The organism is Variovorax sp. OV084 (assembly GCF_900111625.1).
Taxonomy (GTDB): Bacteria; Pseudomonadota; Gammaproteobacteria; order Burkholderiales; family Burkholderiaceae_C; genus Variovorax.
Map to the genome: position 1 here is coordinate 43887 of NZ_FOII01000027.1, position 17906 is coordinate 61792.

Sequence of the window (17906 nt, forward strand, 5' to 3'; positions counted from 1 at the left end):
AGGATGCATCCCGCGTTCTCGATTCTTTTCTTCACCACCCTGGCCGGCGCGGCTCAGGGGCTGGTCTTCACGCTCGCGCTTGCGACGCTGTTCGGCCTTGCGCTGGCACCCGGCTTCCTGACGTTGGCGCTTGGTGTTGCCGAAGTGCTGCTCGTGGCCGGGCTTGCCGCATCGTTCATGCACCTGGGGCGCAAGACTCGTGCGTGGCGTGCAGTGCTGATGTGGCGCACCTCGTGGATGTCGCGCGAGGTGATCGTGCTGCCAGCCTTCATCGCGCTGGTGGGGCTGTGGTGGCTGTCGCTGATGCTGGGTATCGGCACGCCGTGGTCGTGGCTGCTGCCCGTGCTGGTGCTGTGCGGGGCCGTCGCGCTCTGGTACTGCACCGCGATGATCTATGCCTGTCTGCGCTTCATCGAGGAATGGGCGCATCCGCTGACTATCGTCAACTTCACGCTGATCGGGTTGTCGTCGGGGCTGGTGCTGGCCTGTGCAATGGCGGCCTTGAGCGGTGAGGCGCGCTTCGTGCAAGTCTTCGGGCCGTGTGCGCTGGTTGCCACGCTGGCAGCGTGGGCTGCGCGCGGGCAGGCGCTCCGGCGCAACGCGGGCATCCGCCACAAATCGACGCTGCAGTCGGCCACTGGCATCCGCACGCAGAAGCTGGTTCAGAAGTCGATGGGCATGTCGGCCGGTTCGTTCAACACGCGCGAGTTCTTTCATGGCGCATCGCTGGCTGCGCTGAAGAACATGAAGCTTGGGTTTCTGCTGCTGGCCTTCGTGTTGCCGGCGTTGCTTTTGGTGTGGGGCCTTGCGAGTGCTGCGGTGTTGCCGTGGTTGCTCGCGGTGCTGGTGCAGGCACCGGGCCTGCTTGCCGAGCGCTGGTTCTTCTTCGCGCAGGCGAAGCACCCGCAGAACCTGTACTACCAGGTGGTGTCTTAGCGAGCAACAGCGTGATCACGCTCGGCCCGAGAAGGCGGGCCTGCTTACCTGCGTGATGGAAGCAGCGTCGACAGCGCATCTGCTTCCTTCTTCATGGCCAAGGCCAGAGCGGTGCCGGCCGCACCGGCCAACTTGTCAGAAAGGCCAGTGGCGACAAGTGTGTGCGCTACCCGCCCGGAGGCATCGAGCAGCGGCACGGCAATCACCGTCACGCCGCTCATGTAGTAGCCGCGATCGATGCTGAAGCCGCGCTTGCGGACCTGCTCGACCTCGCGCTTCCAGGTGGCAAGATCGATTGGCTTGTCCCATCGCAGGGCCTTGAAACGCTTTTCGATCTGCGGCCACGTCTCGCTGCTGAAGGCCGCCACCAGGCGCCCCGTGGCACTGACCAGCGCAGGGAAACGACTGCCGACATCCACGTGCAGGCGGAAGGGAGCGTTGGAGCGCGACAAGGCCAGCACGACCATCGGCTCCATGTCATGGGTTTCGACGCCGATCATCGTTACGTTCCACTCGTTGGCCAGAACGTCGAGTACTGGTTGTGCGAGGCTGGCGAAGCTGCTGCTTTCGATCGCGCTGCGGGCCAGGCTCAACATGCCGGTTCCCAGCGAGTAGCGCTTGGTGTCGCTGTCGATCTTGACCAGGTCTTCAACGATGAGTGCACGAAGAATATGCAGGCAGGTGCTGGGGACGAGTTCGAGTTCATCGGCAATGGCCTTGACGCCCATCGCATGCGCGGAGCGCCCGAGAAGTCGCAGGATCGCGATAGCCCGCGTGACGCCGGGCACCGGCCTGACACGCACGGGCTTGGTGGGCTTGGCGCCTGTTTTCGTTGGCTTCGAGGCGGAAGAGGAACTGGACTTCATGGGGCTTGCGATTGGCGGGCGCAAGCTTATCCCAGAAGGCGTGCGGCGAACCAGGCCAGCCCAGGTGTTCCCGATAGCGGCGAGAGGGTCGGTCAGCGCAGTCATGGTGTCCATCGGTCCTAGTCCGCCTTCATTCCCGACGTCTTGATGATCGGCTCCCACTTTCGGCGCTCGCTCTGCACGAACTCGGCGAGCTGCTGGCGCGTGCCGCCGCCCGGGTCGAAACCGTACTCCAGCAATTGCTGGCGGGTCTCGGGCTTCTTGAGAATCCGGTTCATTGCTTCGTTCAACACGTCCAGCGTGGCCGAAGGCGTGCCGTGTGGCGCGAAGAGCGCGTTCCATGCGATGACCTCGAATCCCGCATAGCCCTGTTCCGCCACCGGCTTGATGCCCGGGACGAGCGCGCTCGGCACCGCAGAGGTGACGGCCAGAGCGCGCACGTGGCCTGCCTGCAGCTGCGAGCGCAATGCAGTGGGGGTATCGATCAGCAGCGGCAACTGCCCGCCGAGCACATCGGTCATCGCACTGCCGGAGCCCTTGTACGGCACCTGGAAGATCTGGAGCCTGGAGCGCTCCTTGAGCAGTTCGATGACCAGGCGGGCGCTCGTGCTCGGTGTCGCGATGTCCGCGGAGCGAGGGTCGCTCTTGAGCGCACTCACCAGATCGCCGATGGATCGCATCGGCGACTTGGCGTTCACAACCAGCACCATCGGAAAGCTGCCCGTCAGAACGATCGGTTCGAAGTCCTTCTCCGTCTTGATGCGCTGGCCGGCATAAAGGTACTGGTTGACCGCATGCGTGGCATTGGTCCCCATCGTGAGCGTGTAGCCGTCGGGCGGCGCGTCGGCGGCAAGCTCGGTGCCGAGATTGCCACCGGCGCCCGGCCGGTTGTCGACGATGACCGGTTGCCCCAGCTCCTTGGCCAGCAGGTTGCCGAGGTAGCGCGTGGCGATGTCGGTGCCTTGCCCGGCCTGGTAGGCCACGATGATCCGGATCGGCTTGGTGGGGTAGGTCTGTGCCGGCGCACCGTGCGAACAAAGAGCGATTGCGCAGCCCGTGGCGAGCAGTTTCCAAAGTCTCATTTTTGTCTCCTGTGAAGGCATCGTCGGTCCGGGCCTGACGCCCTTTTCGGGTCTGTGTCACAGGCCTGGCCTCCGTTCGGAGTGTTGTGATTCGATGGCACACCACGGTCGGACGGGTTGAATCAAGTATCAAAGTCGCGGATGTAATTGTCAAAGAAGATGCAAATTTGTACTAAGACAAAATTAATTTTTTCACTTTCATGAGCGCCTGCGCGACCAGAACCTCCTGACCCGCAGCCCGCAGCTGGCCGCGCATGAACAGCAGGCTCGAGGTGCGGCGCACCAGCTGCGCTCGAGCTTCCACGAGCACGCCGGCTGCTACCGGCGCCAGAAATTGCGTGTCCAGCTGCACCGTCACGCAGGGCATGCGTGAGGCGGCCTCCCAGGCCACGGTGCTGATCGCGTGATCGGTCAAGGTGGCCAGAAGGCCACCGTGCACGACACCCGCCGGGTTCAGATGAGCGTCGGTCGACCAGACGGCGTAGACCCAGCTCGTGCCTTCGCGCCTGGTCCATAGCGGTCCGGCGGTCGACATGAAGGCACCCGCTGTGCGGATGCGACGCCAGCCTGCAGCGGCAAGGTTCTCGAATGAATCGATGGGTTCTTCCATGGCATGAGAGGTGTTCGTTGGAGGATGTCGAAGGTCTTCTTTCTACCGCAACCGAATCTGATGTTTTGTCTATATACAAAACAGAGTCGTATTTGACAATGAAACATCGTGAGCCGCATAGTTCAGGCATCGCAAGAGGACCTGAACTGATGACCCACCTGACCGACTACACCTCCTTCTCAGACGCACAGTCGCATTGCTCGACGGAGACGCTCTGGGCGCTTTTCGACGGCGACCGGCAGTCGTTCAACATCGCCTACGAGTGCGTCGACCGCCATGCGAGCGAAGGAAAGGTGGCCATCGTGGTGGCGTATGCGAATGGCAGCGAAGAGGTCATCACGTTCAAGGCGCTGTCGCGCCTGTCGAATCGCTTCGCCAATCTGCTGGTGGCGCGTGGCGTCCAGCCCGGCGATCGCGTCGCGGTCATGCTCGAGCCCTCGCTGGCCTTCTACGTGGCGATCTTCGGCGCGATCAAGACGGGCGCGATCGCCGTGCCGCTCTTTACGCTCTTTGGCCCGGACGGCATTCGTCTGCGCGTGGAAGACTGCAAGCCGAAAATTCTCGTGACCAATGCCGAGAAGGCGCCGGTGTCCCAAGGCATCGACGGTGTCGAGGTGCTCGTGGCCGATGGCGGCTTCGTGCAGAGCCTGAGTGCGTTCCCCGACACCTTCGAGGTTCGGACAACGGCCGAGGACTACGCGATATTCCAGTACACGTCCGGCACCACCCGCGAATTGCCGGCGGCCGTCAAGCACAAGCAGCGCGCACTCGTCACGTTGATGCTGGCGGCGCTCTACGGCACCGGCGTCCGGCCCGGTGACCGCTTTTTTTGCCCGTCGTCTCCCGCATGGGGGCATGGGCTCTGGCACGGCACGCTGGCACCGCTGGCGCTCGGGGTGACCATCGGCGCCTACTCCGGAAAGTTCGATGCGGCACGGCTGCTCAAGGCCCTGCAACACGGCCGCTTCAACAACATTTCGGCCGCGGCAACGCACTTCCGGATGATGCGCAACTCAGGTGCCGCGGACAAATACAAGTACTACCTGGAAAAGGTTTCCTTCACCGGCGAGCCGATGGACAGCGAAACAGAAGATTTCGTCCGCGCCACTTTCGGGCGACCTGTGTGCAGCATGTACGGCACCACCGAGATCGGCGTGATTCTCGTGAACTACCCCGGCGCTGTGGATTTCAAGGTGAAGCCCGGTTCGCTCGGCAAGCCCATCCCCGGAGGGCAGGTCGATGTTCAGGACCCGGAAGGCAAGACATGTGCACCGGGTGTCGTGGGCGAACTCAAGATCTGGCGCAACGACGCCTGGGTGCCCACCAAGGACCTGGGCAAGGTCGACCAGGACGGCTACTTCTTTCACGCTGGCCGGGCCGACGACGTGATCATCTCCGCGGGCTGGACCATGAGCGCGGTGGAGATCGAAGACGCGGTGCTCAAACACCCCGACGTGCGCGAGGCCGCTGCGATTGGCGTAGCCGACGAACTCCGGGGCCAGGTGGTGAAGGCCTTTGTCGTCACGGAGCGCGAGGGCAGTGATGCCTTCACCAAGGAAATCCAGGACCTCGTGCGCAGCCGACTGAGCCAGCACGAGTATCCGCGCCACGTGGTCTTCGTGTCGGACCTTCCCAAGACACCCGCCGGCAAGGTGCATCGCAAGGTCCTGCGAGACCGCGAGCGGCAGCCCGCGAGCGTCTGACCCCTTTTATTCCCCAACCCTCTTATCTACAACCACCAGGAGACCAACGATGTCTGTGCAAAGCGAAAGAACCTTCCCGAAGATCACCGAGCGCGGCCTGGACGAATTGCGCGAGCGCATCGGCCAGAAGATCGAAAACACCCAGGAGCCATGGTGCTACGAAGCCACGCGCGACAACATTCGCCATTACGCACACGGCATCGGCGACGACAACCCGCTCTGGTGCGATCCGGCCTATGCCGCAAAGACGAGGTACGGCAGCGTCGTGGCACTTCCGAGCTTCCTGTTCTCGACCAGCCGGATCGTGTCGGGCTATGTGGGTGGCCTGCCGGGTGTGCATGCGATGTGGTCGGGCGCCGACTGGACCTGGCACAAGCCCGTACTGCGCAATGATGAGATCCGCACCGAGGCCTACCTCAAGGACCTGGTCGAGCACCAGACGCGTTTCGCGGGCCGCGCGGTCCAGCAGATCTATCACGTCGACTTCTACAACCAGAAGGGCGACAAGGTGTCCGAGGCCGACAGCTGGTGCTTCCGCACCGAGCGCGATCATGCCCGGGAGCAGGGCACGAAGTACAAGGAAGTGCGCGCACGCACGCCCCGGCAGTACTCGCCCGAGGAGATCCAGGAGGCCTTCAAGCTCTATCGCAACGAGGAAGTGCGCGGCGCGACCCCGCGCTACTGGGAAGACGTGGTCGAAGGCGAGGCGCTGCCTGTGATGTTCAAGGGCCCGATGACCGTGACCGGCTTCATCGCCTATGCGCAGGGCTGGGGCGGCCTTTATATCCGTGCCAACAAGATGGCCTGGAAGCTGATCGACGCGCATCCCGGCGTGGGCATTACCAACCGCTTCGGCATTCCCGACGTGCCCGAGCGCGTGCATTGGGAAGAAGACTTCGCGCTTGAAGTGGGCGCGCCGGGCGCCTACGACTACGGCCCGGAGCGCACTTCCTGGCTCACGCATCACCTGACGAACTGGATGGGCGACGACGGCTTCCTGCGCAAGGCCAGCTGCAAGATCCGCCGCCACAACCCCGAGGGCGACATGCTGTTCATCAAGGGTCATGTGAAGCGCAAGTACGTCGAGGACGGCAAGCATCTGGTCGAGATCGAGCAGGAAGCGCGCAACCAGGACGATGAGCTCTCCGTGCTCGGTTCCGGCGTGGTTGAATTGCCCAGCCGCGGCTAGTATTTGCGGCCGGAAACAAAAAAGGCCAACAAGGAAGACAAACGATGCGTGGTGCGCTCAGCGGCATTCGGGTAGTGGATCTGTCGCGCGTGCTGGCGGGGCCGATGTGCTCGCAAATGCTCGCGGATCACGGCGCGCATGTGATCAAGGTGGAGCCGCCCGGTGGTGACGACACCCGCACGCTCGGGCCGCCCTTCGACCGGCATGGTGACGCGTCCTACTTCAGCGCGATAAACCGGGGCAAGCAGTGCATCAGCATCGATCTTTCGAAGCCGCCGGGACGGCGGATCCTCGAACGGTTGCTCGAGGAGGCCGACGTCCTGATCGAGAACTTTCTGCCCGGTACGCTGGAAAAATGGGGAATTTCTTACGAAGGGTGGATCAAGGAGCGCTTCCCGCGCCTCATCCACTGCAGCATCAGCGGCTTTGGCGCAGACGGCCCGCTGGGTGGGCTGCCCGGCTATGACGCGGTGCTGCAGGCGCTGTGCGGACTCATGAGCGTCAATGGCGAACAGGCGAGTGGCCCGACACGGATCGGCGTGCCCATCGTCGACCACCTCACCGCCTACACCGCGCTGTCGGGCATCCTGCTTGCGCTGCAAGGCCGCAACGTCTCGGGCCAAGGGCAGCACGTGGAGGCTACGCTGTTCGATGCGGCGCTGAGCCTGCTGGTCCCGCATGCGGCCAACTACTTTCAATCGCATCAGGAGCCGGGTCTGCTCGGCAGCGCCCATCCCAACATTGCGCCTTACGACCGCTTCACGTGCGGCGACGGCGAGATCTTTCTCGGGATCATGAACCGTGGCCAGTTCGAGCGCTTCTGCGGCGTGGTCGAACGACCTGACCTTGCGGTGGACGAACGCTTCGCCGACAACGCTGGGCGTCTGCAGCATCGGGATGCCCTTCGGGTCGAGATCGAACACGCCATCTGCCACCGCGCGCGCAAGATGCTGTGCGATGCGTTGATGGCGGCGGGGGTGCCCGCGGCGCCGGTGCATTCGGTGTCGGAGGCCTTTGCCCAGCCTCACGCAAAGCATCGCGAGATGGTGGTCGCTCGCGATGACTACAAGGGAATCGGTCTTCCTGTCCGGTTGCACGGCACGCCAGGCTCGCCGGGCGCGAGTCCTCGGCCTTTCAATTCAGACGCCGTCTGCGTCCTGGAATCGCTCGGATTCACCGCGCTCGAGATCGAGCAACTGTTTGCCGACGGCGTCGTGCCCGCGCCGAACACGGCCATTCCCTTTGCTTAGGCTTCGAAGTTCAACGTGAGCCCGGGCGTCGGCCAGTCATCGATGGCAATCAGCCTCCCGCTGCCCGAGAGCGTGACGTAGGCCGTGCGCCGGTCGCGCCCGCCGAAGCAGATGTTGGTGGTGTAGCGGTCGGGCAGCGGCACATGCTCGACGGAGCTGCCATCGGGCGACACAATGCTGATGCCGCCGTGCAGCAGCGTCGCCACGCAAAGGTTGCCAAGTGCGTCGACCGCCATCGAATCGAAGCGCTGGTAATGCCCGCCCGGCGAGGCACAGAGCATGCGGCCGCCATGCGGCGAGGGCCAGCCGTCCTTGCGAACGCGGCCCGGCGCGGTGATGTCGAAGGCCCAGACGCGGGCGCCCTCGGTCTCGGCGTAGTAGAGCGTGTTGCCGTCCGGCGAAAGGGCGATGCCGTTGGGCGTCATCACCGGCCGGGCGATGGTGCTTGCGGCGCTGCCATCGGCATGGCCGTAGAAGAGGCCACCGCGGTCCATGTCGCGCTCGCGCACCTTGCCCAGGTCGGTGAAGTAGAAGTCGCCCTGTGCGTCGAACACGATGTCGTTGGGGCCGCACAGCGCGCCGCCTTCGACTGTGTCGTACAGGCGCTCGGCGCGGCCAGTGGCGAGGTTCACGCGTTCGATGCGGCCGCCCGAATAGTCTTCGGCCTGGCCGACCGGCCGCAAGCAGCCGTCGGCTTCTGTGTGCCACTTGAAGCCACCGTTGTTGCAGACATAGACCGCACCATCGGGCCCGATGGCCGCGCCGTTCGGCCCGCCGCCGAGGTCGGCAACCACTTGCACCAGTCCGTCAGCACGTACGCGGGTGAGCGTGCCACGCGCGATCTCGACCAGCAGCACCGAGCCATCGTCCATGGCGATCGGGCCTTCGGGAAACTGCAGGCCGCTGGCGAGTTCGCGAATGTGCATTGGAGGGCCTCGGTGATTGATCCTCTTACTTTTTCGGATTCTGCATGCGCGCGATGATCTTGGAGGTCTCGTTGCCTTCCTCTCGACCGTCCGCGTAGCGGCGCATGTAGTCGAACACCTTGGCTTGCGACACCTTCACCATCTGGCCCGCGTGCAGGTTCGGTACCTCGACCGGTTCGTTCTTCAGCAGGCCTTCGATGACATCGCCGTTCCAGCGCGCGACTTCGACCCACATCCATTCGTTGCTGCCGCTGCGCGTGGTGAAGGGCGCCTTCACGAGGATGTATTCGCCGGGCTGCAGGCCCTTGGCGAAGGCGTCGCGCAGCTTGGGCAACTGGGCGTTGGCTGCCTTGCTGGCGGCGAGCAGTTCGTCGTTGTGCTTGAGCCGCGTGACGCTGTCTTCGTCAGCACCGAAGACCGAGACCAGCATTGCGGTCTGCTGCGCATAGCGGTCGGGGCCCTTGTAGCGATTGAAGCGGATCTCGTACAGCCGGTTCTGCGGATCGCCGCTTTCCCATGTGCCGTTGACCAGCGAGAGCTTTGCCACCGCTGCGGCATTGGGCTTCAGGTGCGTGAGCTGCGGGTCGCGCGCGGCAGCGTGCTTGAGTGCGCGCAGGTCCAGGTCGTACTGGCCGGGCTGCGCCAGCGTGGCGCCTTCGACCATTGCCTGCGAGAACATGTTGACGAGATTGCCCATCGGGCGGTTGCTCGACCACGAGAAATCGCTCACCACCACGTCGGGCAACCCGAACTTCGACATGCCGAGCGTGATGGCCCGCACGAGGTCGCCGCTGCGGTAGGCATGAATGGTCGTGTGCTGCGACATGTCGGGCACGCCGCCGGCCCAGGTGTCGATGCGGCGCTTCTGCCATTCGTCGGGCGAAAAGACCTCGCGTGTTTCTTCGTCCCACAGAAGGCCGTTGGTGTCGCGCGCCACCTGCAGTGTGAGCTGCAGGGCTTTCTGCATCGCGGCCGAAGACTGCTGCGCCGGGTGCGCGAAATCGATGATGAGTGCCTTGTCCGCGGTCTGCAGGGCTTCGGCCTGCTCGCGCGAGATGCCGCGGCCGAAGCGCTGCAGCATCTCCATGCTCGGCGCGCGGTACTCCTTGAGCACCGTGGTGGTGTTCCAGTTCGCGAAGACCACGGGCTCGGTGGCCGTCGCTGGCGTGGGTGCCGCCTTCAGCAGCTTCGCGCTGCCGCCGAGCTTGGCGAGCCGGCTGCGCAACGCGGCCATCGGGTCGGTGGCCGGGGTCTTGGCGTAGTAGATGGCGAACTGGAAGTGGACCGGGCCGGTCTGCTGCGGCGAGCCTGCGGGCACCGGAGCGCCTGGTACGGCCTTGGCTGCGCTTTGCGCAGTCGCTGGTGCCGCGGTCGCGGTCGGCGTGGCCGCGAAGGCGACAGCACCGGCAGAAGAAAGAATCAGCGCGGCGAGCGCGAGGCGGGGGAAGAAGGCGGTCGTTTTTGGTGAGGGCATGGTCAGGACGTCTTCGTTGCTGCGGATGCCGGCATTCTCCACACGGCCCGGCCTTAGCTTCGCCGGCCCCCCGTCGCGCGAGGCTTGCCCGGCGTGCCGGGCAGCAGGTGGTCGAGCGGCAGCGCCGTTTCCGACTTGATCTCGCGCAGCACGATGCTCGAACGCACGTGCGTCACGCCGGGCAGGCTGAACAGCACCTCGTGCAGGAAGCGCTCGTAGTGCTTCATGTCCGGCACGGTCACGTTCAGGATGTAGTCCGCGGGCCCGGTGGCCGACACGCAGCGAATGATCTGCGGGCTCGCGGCCACGGCCTCTTCGAAGCGCTGCACCATCGCCTCGCTGTGGCGGTCGAGGTTCACCTCGGCCACGGCAGACACGTGCAGGCCCACCAGTTCGGGGTCGACCAGCGCCGTATAGCCGCGGATGACGCCGGCCGTTTCCATGTCTTTTATGCGCTTCCAGCAGGGCGTGGGCGACAGGCCGATGGTGTCTGAAATCTGCTGCACCGTCTGGCGGCCATCGTGCTGCAGTGCAGAAAGGATCTTGAGGCAATGCTCGTCAAGGGAAAGAGAATCGACGTTCATGGCAAGTTCCGAGAAGATTATTCTTCAAACAAGGGTCTGCGCCAGTGTATTGAAGAAGCACTTCCCTGGTGTGTCGCAGAACAATTCCGGGCATGAACGCCCCACATGACACAGCCGCACTCAGACGGCCCGGCTACCAGCTCTCCGACAACCTCTGGGCCCCTTCGGGCTCGGTCTTCATTACCGGCACGCAGGCGCTGATCCGCGTGCTGGTGATGCAGGGCCGGCGCGACGCGCAGCGCGGCCTGCACACGCAGGGCTTCGTCAGCGGCTACCGCGGCTCGCCGCTGGGCATGGTCGACCAGGCCATCTGGAAGGCCGGCGAACGCTTCAAGGAAACGGGCATCCGCTTTGTGCCGGCCGTCAACGAAGAGCTGGCGGCCACGCAGGTGCTGGGCACGCAGCGTGTCGAGTCTGATCCGGAGCGCACCGTCGAAGGCGTGTTTGCCATGTGGTACGGCAAGGGGCCGGGCGTGGACCGCGCGGGCGACGCCCTCAAGCACGGCAATGCGTATGGCTCGTCGCCGCACGGCGGCGTGCTGGTGGTGGCGGGCGACGACCATGGCTGTGTGTCGTCGTCGATGCCGCACCAGAGCGACCATGCCTTCATGGCCTGGCGCATGCCGGTGATGCAGCCCTCGTGCGTGGCCGAGTACCTGGAGTTCGGCCTGTACGGCTACGAGCTGTCGCGCTACTCGGGTGCCTGGGTCGGCATGGCGGCGCTGTCTGAAGTGGTCGAAAGCGCCGGCACCGTCGACCTGGACGTGATCAACGAGCGCGTCGAGGCATGGGAAGACGCCGATACCGTAAGCGCCGCCACCGGCCACCGCGCGCCGCCCGATGGCCTGCACTACCGCTGGCCCGACCTGCCGTCGCTGCGCATCGAATCGCGGCTCGAAGACAAGCTCGCGGCCGTGGCTGCTTTCGCCAAGCGCAACAGCATCGACCGCGATGTGATCGTGAGCCCGCACGCCAAGGTAGGCATCGTCACCTGCGGCAAGGCGCATCACGACCTGATGGAAGTGCTGCGCCGGCTCGAACTCTCGCCGGAGCAACTGGCCCGCGCCGGTGTGCGGCTCTACAAGATCGGCCTGAGCTTTCCGGTCGAGCAGACGCGCATCAAGGCTTTTGCGCAGGGGCTCGAAGAGATTCTCATCGTCGAGGAGAAGGGCGCGGTCGTCGAGACGCAGCTGCGCGACATCTTCTACAACGCACCGCCCGATGCGCGGCCTGTGCTCGTGGGCAAGCATGACCGCGACGGCCAGCCGCTGGTGTCGGCGCTCGGCGAGCTGCGCCCGTCACGGCTCATCGAGCTGGTAGCGCACTGGCTGGCCGTGCACTTTCCCGAAAACCACGACCTGGGTGACCACCTGCAGCACGTGCGCGACTTCACGCCGCCCGAGCTGCTCGGCAACGCAAGCGATGCGGTCAAGCGCGTGCCGTATTTCTGCGCCGGCTGCCCGCACAACACCAGCACCAAGGTGCCGGAGGGTTCGACGGCGCGTGCCGGCATCGGCTGCCACTTCATGGCCAACTGGATGGACCGCAGCACGGCGGGGCTGATCCAGATGGGCGGGGAGGGCGTCGACTGGATCTCGCACGCGATGTTCACCAAGACGCCGCACGTGTTCCAGAACCTGGGCGATGGCACGTACTACCACTCGGGCTACCTCGCGATCCGGCAGGCCGTGGCGGCCAAGGCAACGCTCACCTACAAGATCCTCTTCAACGACGCGGTGGCGATGACTGGCGGGCAGCCGGTCGATGGCGTCATCAGCGTGGATGCCATCGCGCGGCAGGTCGAATCGGAAGGGGTGCGCAAGGTCGTCGTCGTCAGCGACGAAATCGGCAAGTACGACGACATCAAGGACCGCTTTCCGAAAGGCACCGAGTTCCACGACCGCGCCGCGCTCGACGACGTGCAGCGCCGCCTGCGCGAGATGCCGGGCGTGACGGTGCTCATCTACGAACAGACCTGCGCGGCCGAGAAGCGCCGCCGCCGCAAGAAGGGCGAACTGGCCGACCCGCCCAAGCGCCTGTTCATCAACGAGGCTGTGTGCGAAGGCTGCGGCGACTGCACCGTGCAGAGCAACTGCGTGGCCGTGCTGCCGCACGAAACGCCGATGGGGCGCAAGCGCAAGATCGACCAGACCAGCTGCAACAAGGACTACTCCTGCGCCAAGGGCTTCTGCCCCAGCTTCGTGGGCGTGACGGGCGGCAAGCTGCGCCGCAAGAGCGGCGCGCTGGCGGCCGGGCGCGATGCCTTCCTGCATCGGGTGGCCGCATTGCCGCATCCGGCGGAGCATGTGTGGACCGGCCCCTACGACCTGCTCGTGACCGGCGTGGGCGGCACCGGCGTGGTAACGGTCGGCGCGGTGATCGCCATGGCGGCGCACCTGGAAGCCAAGGCCGCGAGCGTGCTCGACTTCATGGGCTTCGCGCAGAAGGGCGGCTCGGTGCTGAGCTTCGTGCGGCTGGCCGATTCGCGCGAGCGGCTGCATCAGGTGCGCATCGACACGCAACAGGCCGATGCGATCCTGGCCTGCGACGTGGTCGTGGGTGCGTCGGCCGATGCGCTGCAGACCGTGCGGCACGGACGCACGCGCGTGCTGGCAAACATCCACGAGATTCCGGTGGCCGAGTCGTTGCGCAATCCGGATGCGGATCTGCATGTGGATCTGCTGCTGGAGAAGATGCGCTTCGTTGCCGGCGAAGAGCAGGTCGAGACTTTCGACGCGCAAAGCCTGGCTGAAGAGTTCCTGGGCGACACGCTGGCGGCGAACATCGTCGCAACCGGCTACGCATGGCAGCGCGGACTGGTGCCGCTGAGCCTGGAGGCGCTGATGCATGCGATCGAGCTGAACGGCGTGGCGGTGGCGGCCAACCAGTCGGCGTTCTCGCTGGGGCGGCTTGCTGCGGGTGACCCTGCGGCGCTGGATCAGTTGCGCGCTGCGCCTGTCGATGCGCAGGCATCAACGACTGATGAGCGCCCGTTCGATGTGTTGCTCGCCGATGCACGCCGCCATCTGACCGGCTACCAGAACGCCGCATGGGCGGCCCGCTTCGAGACGCGCATCCGCAGCCTGCAGATGCGCGAGGCGGCACTGCCGGGCGGCGATGCGAGCCTGCCTTTCACGCGCAATGCGGCGCGCAGCCTGCTCAAGCTCATGAGCTACAAGGACGAGTACGAGGTGGCGCGCCTGTACACCGATGGCGCGTTCATGCAGAAGCTGAAGGAGCAGTTCGAAGGCGAGTTGAAGCTCGAATTCCACATGGCGCCGCCGCTGGTTTCGCGCGCCGCGCACGGACAGGCGCCCGCCAAGATCCGCATCGGCGGCTGGATGCTGTCAGCGATGCGCTGGTTGGCGCTTGGCAAGCGGGTGCGCGGCACGGCTTTCGATCCGTTCGGGCGCACTGGCGAGCGGCGCGCAGAGCGTGAGTTGATCGTGCATTTCGATGGCTTGCTCGAAGCCATGGCTGGCGAGTTGTCGGCCGGCAATCAGGCAACGGCCGCGCGCATTGCTGCGTTGCCGCTGTCGATTCGTGGCTTCGGCCACGTCAAGCTCGCGAACCTCGAAGCCGCGAAGCTGCGGGAGGCTGAGTTGCTGCACCGGTTTGCACCGGCGCGCTATCCGAAGCCGGAGCGTGCTGTGGAGGCGGGGCAGATCCGGGGGATTGCGATCGTGGCCGGCGCGCGCTGACCCTGGCTGCTCAGCCGACCGCCTTGATGAGCTTGTCGCGCCCCGCCTTCGCCAGCATGGACGCGACGGCGCAAGAGGCGAGTCGTGCGGGCTCGGAATCGGCGCGGCTCGTGAGGATCACCGGCACCTTGGTGCCCAGCACGATGCCTGCTGCATAGGCGCCACCGAGAAAGGTGAGGCTCTTGGCGAGCATGTTGCCCGCGTCCAGGTCGGGCACGATGAGCACATTGGCGCGGCCCGCTACTGGCGAGGTGATGCCCTTGATGCGCGCGGCTTCGGCGTCGATGGCGTTGTCCATCGCGAGCGGACCGTCGAGCACCGCGCCGGTGATCTGGCCGCGGTCGGCCATCTTGCACAGCACTGCTGCATCGAGCGTTGACGGCACCTTGGGGTTGACAGTTTCAGTTGCCGAGAGAACGGCCACGCGCACCGCCGGCATCTGCAGCGCATGCGCGAGATCGATGGCGTTCTGCACGATGTCGACCTTCTCTTCGAGCGTGGGCGCGATGTTGATGGCCGCGTCCGAAATGATCAGCGGCTGCGCGTGGCCGGGTATGTCCATCACGAAGCAATGACTGATGCGGCGCGAGGTGCGCAGGCCGCCTTCGCGGCGCACAACCGCGCCCATCAGTTCGTCGGTGTGAAGGCTGCCCTTCATCAAGGCATCGACCTCGCCACGCAGTGCCATCGCGACGGCGGCATCGGCTGCGGCATGGCTGTGCGGTGCGTCGACGATGGCGATGCCGGAGATGTCGGCGCCGATCTCGCGTGCGGCGGCTTCGATCTTTGTGCGCGGGCCGACCAGCGTAGGAGCGATCAGGCCCAGCGCTGCAGAGGAGAGTGCTGCTTCGAGCGACACAGCGTTGGCGGGGTGGACCACTGCAACGCGCAACGGAGGCAGGTTGCGCGCGGCTGCGATCAGGCGGTCGTAGTGCGGATGGGCTGCGAGGGTCGAAGACGCCATGCGGGCTCCTGGAGGTGAAGGGGAGGGGGTGCGTTGCCGCAACGGTACTTGAAAAAAAGTTGATCGAGGCAGTTGACGATTGTGTAAAGACTATTTACAGTCCAAACCCAGTCAACGCCAACAGGACACCCATCGTGAAAGCCGCACAGATCCGCATCTACAGCACTTGCCCCGCATCGGGCAATGTGTTCGTGCGCGTCGCATCGCATGCCGGCCTCAGCTTTGGTCTGCTGCCGTCGTTGCAGCAGCTCGATCAGTCCCCGTATTCCATGCAGAAGCCGCAGACCAATCTGTGGGCGTGCGATGACGAGGATCAGATGCAACCGGGTGGAGGAAGCGCATAGGCGCAGACCTCACAAGCTCTCTCAAAAGAGGCCCGGACACCGCAAGGTTCCGGGCCTCTTTGTTTTTCGCTTCACTCATTTCTCAAGCAGCGATCGTGCTGCATGACACCGGGCTTCGGCCTCGTGAACGCTCTTTAAAAATTCGCAAGCACCGAGGCGAGACCGGCCACTGGAACGGATCGTCGCCTCACATCATTTTTCATTCAGCCCTGGTGACGCAATTGGTAGACGTGTCCGCCTTAGAAGCGGAATTCTGGGAGTTCGAGTCTCCCCTGGGGCACCAAATTTTCTCTGGGTGTAGTGTCAATCTGGTAGACGGCCTGCCTTGGAAGCAGGAGGCTGCAGGTTCAAATCCTGCCACTCAGACCATCTCTTTTTTCCACGCGTGTGTAGCTCAACTGGCAGAGCACTGGACTCCAAACCCAACGGTTGAAGGTTCGACTCCTTCCGCGCGCGCCATCCCTTACCGGCCCTTCGCCTAGTGGTCCAAGGCACCGGGTTTTGATCCCGGCATCCAAGGTTCGAATCCTTGAGGGTCTGCCAGTTTTCTCTTTCGTTCCGCTAACTCAGTGGCCAGAGTGCCTCCCTGTCCAGGAGGAAGCCAGGGGTTCGACTCCCCTGCGGAACGCCATATATTCCGGCGCGATAGCAAAGTGGCTATGCAACGGATTGCAAATCCGTCCACCCCGGTTCGACTCCGGGTCGCGCCTCCATTCATCCTTCGATCCATCCACTTTTTCCCCGATAGCTCAGCTGGTAGTAGCAGCGCACTGTTAATGCGCGTGTCACACGTTCGATCCGTGTTCGGGGAGCCAAAAACCTGCCTATCTTTCGCATAGACGCCAGCGCCACACTCGAACGCAAAAATCCCAAAGGAGCAGCGAAGCATGAAACCCGAAGTCCAACCGAAAAAGATCGTCGTGCTCTCGGGCTCGGGCGTGAGTGCCGAAAGCGGCCTGCCTACGTTCCGAGATGCCAAAGGCTTGTGGAACACCTACTCGTGGCAGGAGCTCGCAAGCCCTGAAGGCTGGCGAAAGCACCCCGAGGCGGTGCTGGCCTTCTACAACGAGCGGCGAGCGAAGGCGTGGCAGGCGCAGCCGAACGCCGCGCACCTTGCCATTGCGTCGCTCGAGTCGGCGTATGAAGTCGTGATCGTCACGCAGAACGTCGATGCACTGCACGAGCGTGCGGGTTCAAGCAACGTGCTGCACGTGCACGGGCAACTCGCGTATGCGCGCGGCACGTCGGAGCCTGAACCCAGGCGCTACCGCATCGACGGCGAACCCATTGCCATGGGCCAGTTGTGCGAAGACGGCACCCAACTGCGGCCTGACATCGTGTGGTTCGGCGAAGCGGTACAGCACTTCGACGAAGCTGAGCTGCATGTGGCCACCGCGGCGCGCGTGCTGGTGGTGGGCACGTCGCTCACCGTCAACCCTGCGGCATCGCTGGTGCGGTACGCGGATCGCTCTGCGCAGAAGGTGCTGGTTGCGCTCGACATGGAAGACGTGCCGCACGGATTCACCTTCCTGCAAGGCAAGGCCACCGACGTGGTTCCGGCCTTGGTGGCAAGGTGGCTCCACGAGGCGAGAGCCGGCACGTGATTGCTCGGTAGCACTGCTCCAACCCAAGCCCGTCATCGTGTCGATGACGGGCTTTTTTATTGATCTTTCTTGTTCGAATCGATCAGCGCATCGTGCAGGCAGTGTCTGTAGTTCTTTCTCCGCATGCCGTTTGGCACTGGTCGTGCGCAGGTGCCTCGCTTAAGGTACGTCCCTTGCGAACCCGATGTAGCGCGGACCGCCAACACCTCGCAGACCCTTTGGCTCATTGCATCTTCGAGAGATGAGGCGGTTTAAAACTTATTGTTTTGTTTCGGACGTTTTCTGAAGAAATAGACAAAAAAGATCCGTGCAACAGATCGATAAAGCAGGAAAAGTTTGTTAAAAATCGGGCCTTCCGTTGCGTACTTGTTTCGATTTGATCGAATGGAAAGTGGGCACGAATGGATTCGAAGGCGCGATGTAATGCGAAAGCGTTGCGCCTGAAAGATGGGGCGACCCCCGCTGTGTCACCAGCGCTGGCGCCATCCGGTTGCGATTCGCTGCCGTCCTCCTGCAAGTGGAGGGCGGCTGGTTCCACGGTGTCCTCGATGGGCACGCAATTTCTGAGGGAGTTGATCTCATGGCAGTAGACATGTTCATGCGCGTTGAAGGCGCGAACGGCGAATCGAAGGACTCGAACCACAAGGAGTGGACGGACATCAAGTCGTTTGCG

14 protein-coding genes, 7 tRNA genes and 1 pseudogene are annotated in these 17906 nt (G+C 64.2%); 15 read left to right on the forward strand and 7 right to left on the reverse strand.

The window, feature by feature from the left end; all coding sequences use genetic code 11:
* Positions 1-3 precede the first annotated feature (3 nt).
* Positions 4-936, forward strand: coding sequence for a dimethyl sulfoxide reductase anchor subunit family protein (locus BMW87_RS32165; RefSeq protein ID WP_093082114.1), 933 nt, complete (start codon positions 4-6; stop codon positions 934-936).
* A 44-nt stretch (positions 937-980) separates the two neighbouring features.
* On the opposite strand, the gene BMW87_RS32170 is transcribed toward BMW87_RS32165, so the two are convergent.
* The 3 genes from BMW87_RS32170 to BMW87_RS32180 all read right to left on the reverse strand — a co-directional run bounded on the left by BMW87_RS32170 (position 981) and on the right by BMW87_RS32180 (position 3494).
* A complete protein-coding gene (locus tag BMW87_RS32170) occupies positions 981-1907 on the reverse strand; it encodes an IclR family transcriptional regulator (protein ID WP_256216997.1) in 927 nt (308 codons plus the stop codon).
* Positions 1908-1921: 14 nt separating this feature from the next.
* Entirely contained in the window at positions 1922-2884 is a 963-nt protein-coding gene (locus tag BMW87_RS32175) for a Bug family tripartite tricarboxylate transporter substrate binding protein (RefSeq protein WP_093082116.1), read from the reverse strand.
* A gap of 172 nt (positions 2885-3056) precedes the next feature.
* Positions 3057-3494: a PaaI family thioesterase gene (locus BMW87_RS32180; protein ID WP_256216998.1), complete on the reverse strand. Its 438-nt coding sequence runs from the start codon at positions 3492-3494 to the stop codon at positions 3057-3059.
* Positions 3495-3643: 149 nt separating this feature from the next.
* Between BMW87_RS32180 and BMW87_RS32185 the strand changes: the two genes are divergently transcribed.
* The 3 genes from BMW87_RS32185 to BMW87_RS32195 are packed head-to-tail and all read left to right on the forward strand — an operon-like array spanning position 3644 to position 7636.
* Positions 3644-5197, forward strand: a complete 1554-nt coding sequence (locus BMW87_RS32185) for an acetate--CoA ligase (RefSeq protein WP_093082119.1) — start codon at positions 3644-3646, stop codon at positions 5195-5197.
* A gap of 49 nt (positions 5198-5246) precedes the next feature.
* On the forward strand, positions 5247-6386 hold the full coding sequence (locus tag BMW87_RS32190; RefSeq protein WP_093059516.1) for an FAS1-like dehydratase domain-containing protein: 1140 nt from the start codon (positions 5247-5249) through the stop codon (positions 6384-6386).
* Between the two features lie 44 nt (positions 6387-6430).
* The gene (locus tag BMW87_RS32195) at positions 6431-7636 is read left to right on the forward strand and encodes a CaiB/BaiF CoA transferase family protein (protein WP_093082121.1); all 1206 of its coding nucleotides are present in this window, start codon (positions 6431-6433) and stop codon (positions 7634-7636) included.
* Here BMW87_RS32195 and BMW87_RS32200 read toward each other — a convergent pair.
* Genes BMW87_RS32200 through BMW87_RS32210 form a run of 3 tightly spaced genes read right to left on the reverse strand, consistent with a single transcriptional unit; the run spans position 7633 to position 10620 of the window.
* Complete coding sequence (locus BMW87_RS32200) at positions 7633-8562, reverse strand: SMP-30/gluconolactonase/LRE family protein (RefSeq protein WP_093082124.1); 930 nt, start codon at positions 8560-8562, stop codon at positions 7633-7635. The two genes, BMW87_RS32195 and BMW87_RS32200, sit on opposite strands and share 4 nt — an antisense overlap.
* Positions 8563-8587: 25 nt before the next feature.
* Complete coding sequence (locus tag BMW87_RS32205; RefSeq protein ID WP_143062643.1) at positions 8588-10036, reverse strand: DUF2314 domain-containing protein; 1449 nt, start codon at positions 10034-10036, stop codon at positions 8588-8590.
* A 53-nt stretch (positions 10037-10089) separates the two neighbouring features.
* Entirely contained in the window at positions 10090-10620 is a 531-nt protein-coding gene (locus tag BMW87_RS32210) for an Lrp/AsnC family transcriptional regulator (protein ID WP_093059524.1), read from the reverse strand.
* 92 nt (positions 10621-10712) lie between these two features.
* Here BMW87_RS32210 and BMW87_RS32215 point away from each other — a divergent pair, with 92 nt between their 5' ends.
* Positions 10713-14321: an indolepyruvate ferredoxin oxidoreductase family protein gene (locus BMW87_RS32215; RefSeq protein WP_093082129.1), complete on the forward strand. Its 3609-nt coding sequence runs from the start codon at positions 10713-10715 to the stop codon at positions 14319-14321.
* 10 nt (positions 14322-14331) lie between these two features.
* Here the strand turns inward: BMW87_RS32215 and BMW87_RS32220 are convergent, their stop codons facing one another.
* Positions 14332-15285 carry a phosphate acetyltransferase gene (locus BMW87_RS32220; protein ID WP_093082132.1) on the reverse strand — a complete coding sequence of 318 codons (954 nt, stop codon included), beginning with the start codon at positions 15283-15285 and terminating at the stop codon, positions 14332-14334.
* Between the two features lie 134 nt (positions 15286-15419).
* On the opposite strand from BMW87_RS32220, the gene BMW87_RS32225 reads away from it, so the two are divergent.
* From BMW87_RS32225 to BMW87_RS35615, 10 genes and pseudogenes are all read left to right on the forward strand, one after another.
* Entirely contained in the window at positions 15420-15629 is a 210-nt protein-coding gene (locus BMW87_RS32225) for a hypothetical protein (RefSeq protein ID WP_093082134.1), read from the forward strand.
* A 206-nt stretch (positions 15630-15835) separates the two neighbouring features.
* Positions 15836-15912: transfer RNA gene (locus BMW87_RS32230), tRNA-Leu, on the forward strand.
* 8 nt (positions 15913-15920) lie between these two features.
* Positions 15921-15998: transfer RNA gene (locus tag BMW87_RS32235), tRNA-Pro, on the forward strand.
* 14 nt (positions 15999-16012) lie between these two features.
* Positions 16013-16088 (forward strand) — tRNA-Trp (locus tag BMW87_RS32240).
* A gap of 8 nt (positions 16089-16096) precedes the next feature.
* Positions 16097-16172, forward strand: a tRNA-Gln gene (locus BMW87_RS32245).
* A gap of 12 nt (positions 16173-16184) precedes the next feature.
* Positions 16185-16260: transfer RNA gene (locus BMW87_RS32250), tRNA-Asp, on the forward strand.
* 8 nt (positions 16261-16268) lie between these two features.
* Positions 16269-16342 (forward strand) — tRNA-Cys (locus tag BMW87_RS32255).
* A gap of 25 nt (positions 16343-16367) precedes the next feature.
* Positions 16368-16444: transfer RNA gene (locus BMW87_RS32260), tRNA-Asn, on the forward strand.
* Between the two features lie 72 nt (positions 16445-16516).
* Positions 16517-17233 carry an SIR2 family NAD-dependent protein deacylase gene (locus tag BMW87_RS32265; protein WP_093082137.1) on the forward strand — a complete coding sequence of 239 codons (717 nt, stop codon included), beginning with the start codon at positions 16517-16519 and terminating at the stop codon, positions 17231-17233.
* Between the two features lie 580 nt (positions 17234-17813).
* Positions 17814-17906: pseudogene (locus BMW87_RS35615) on the forward strand (type VI secretion system tube protein Hcp); the annotation flags it as partial.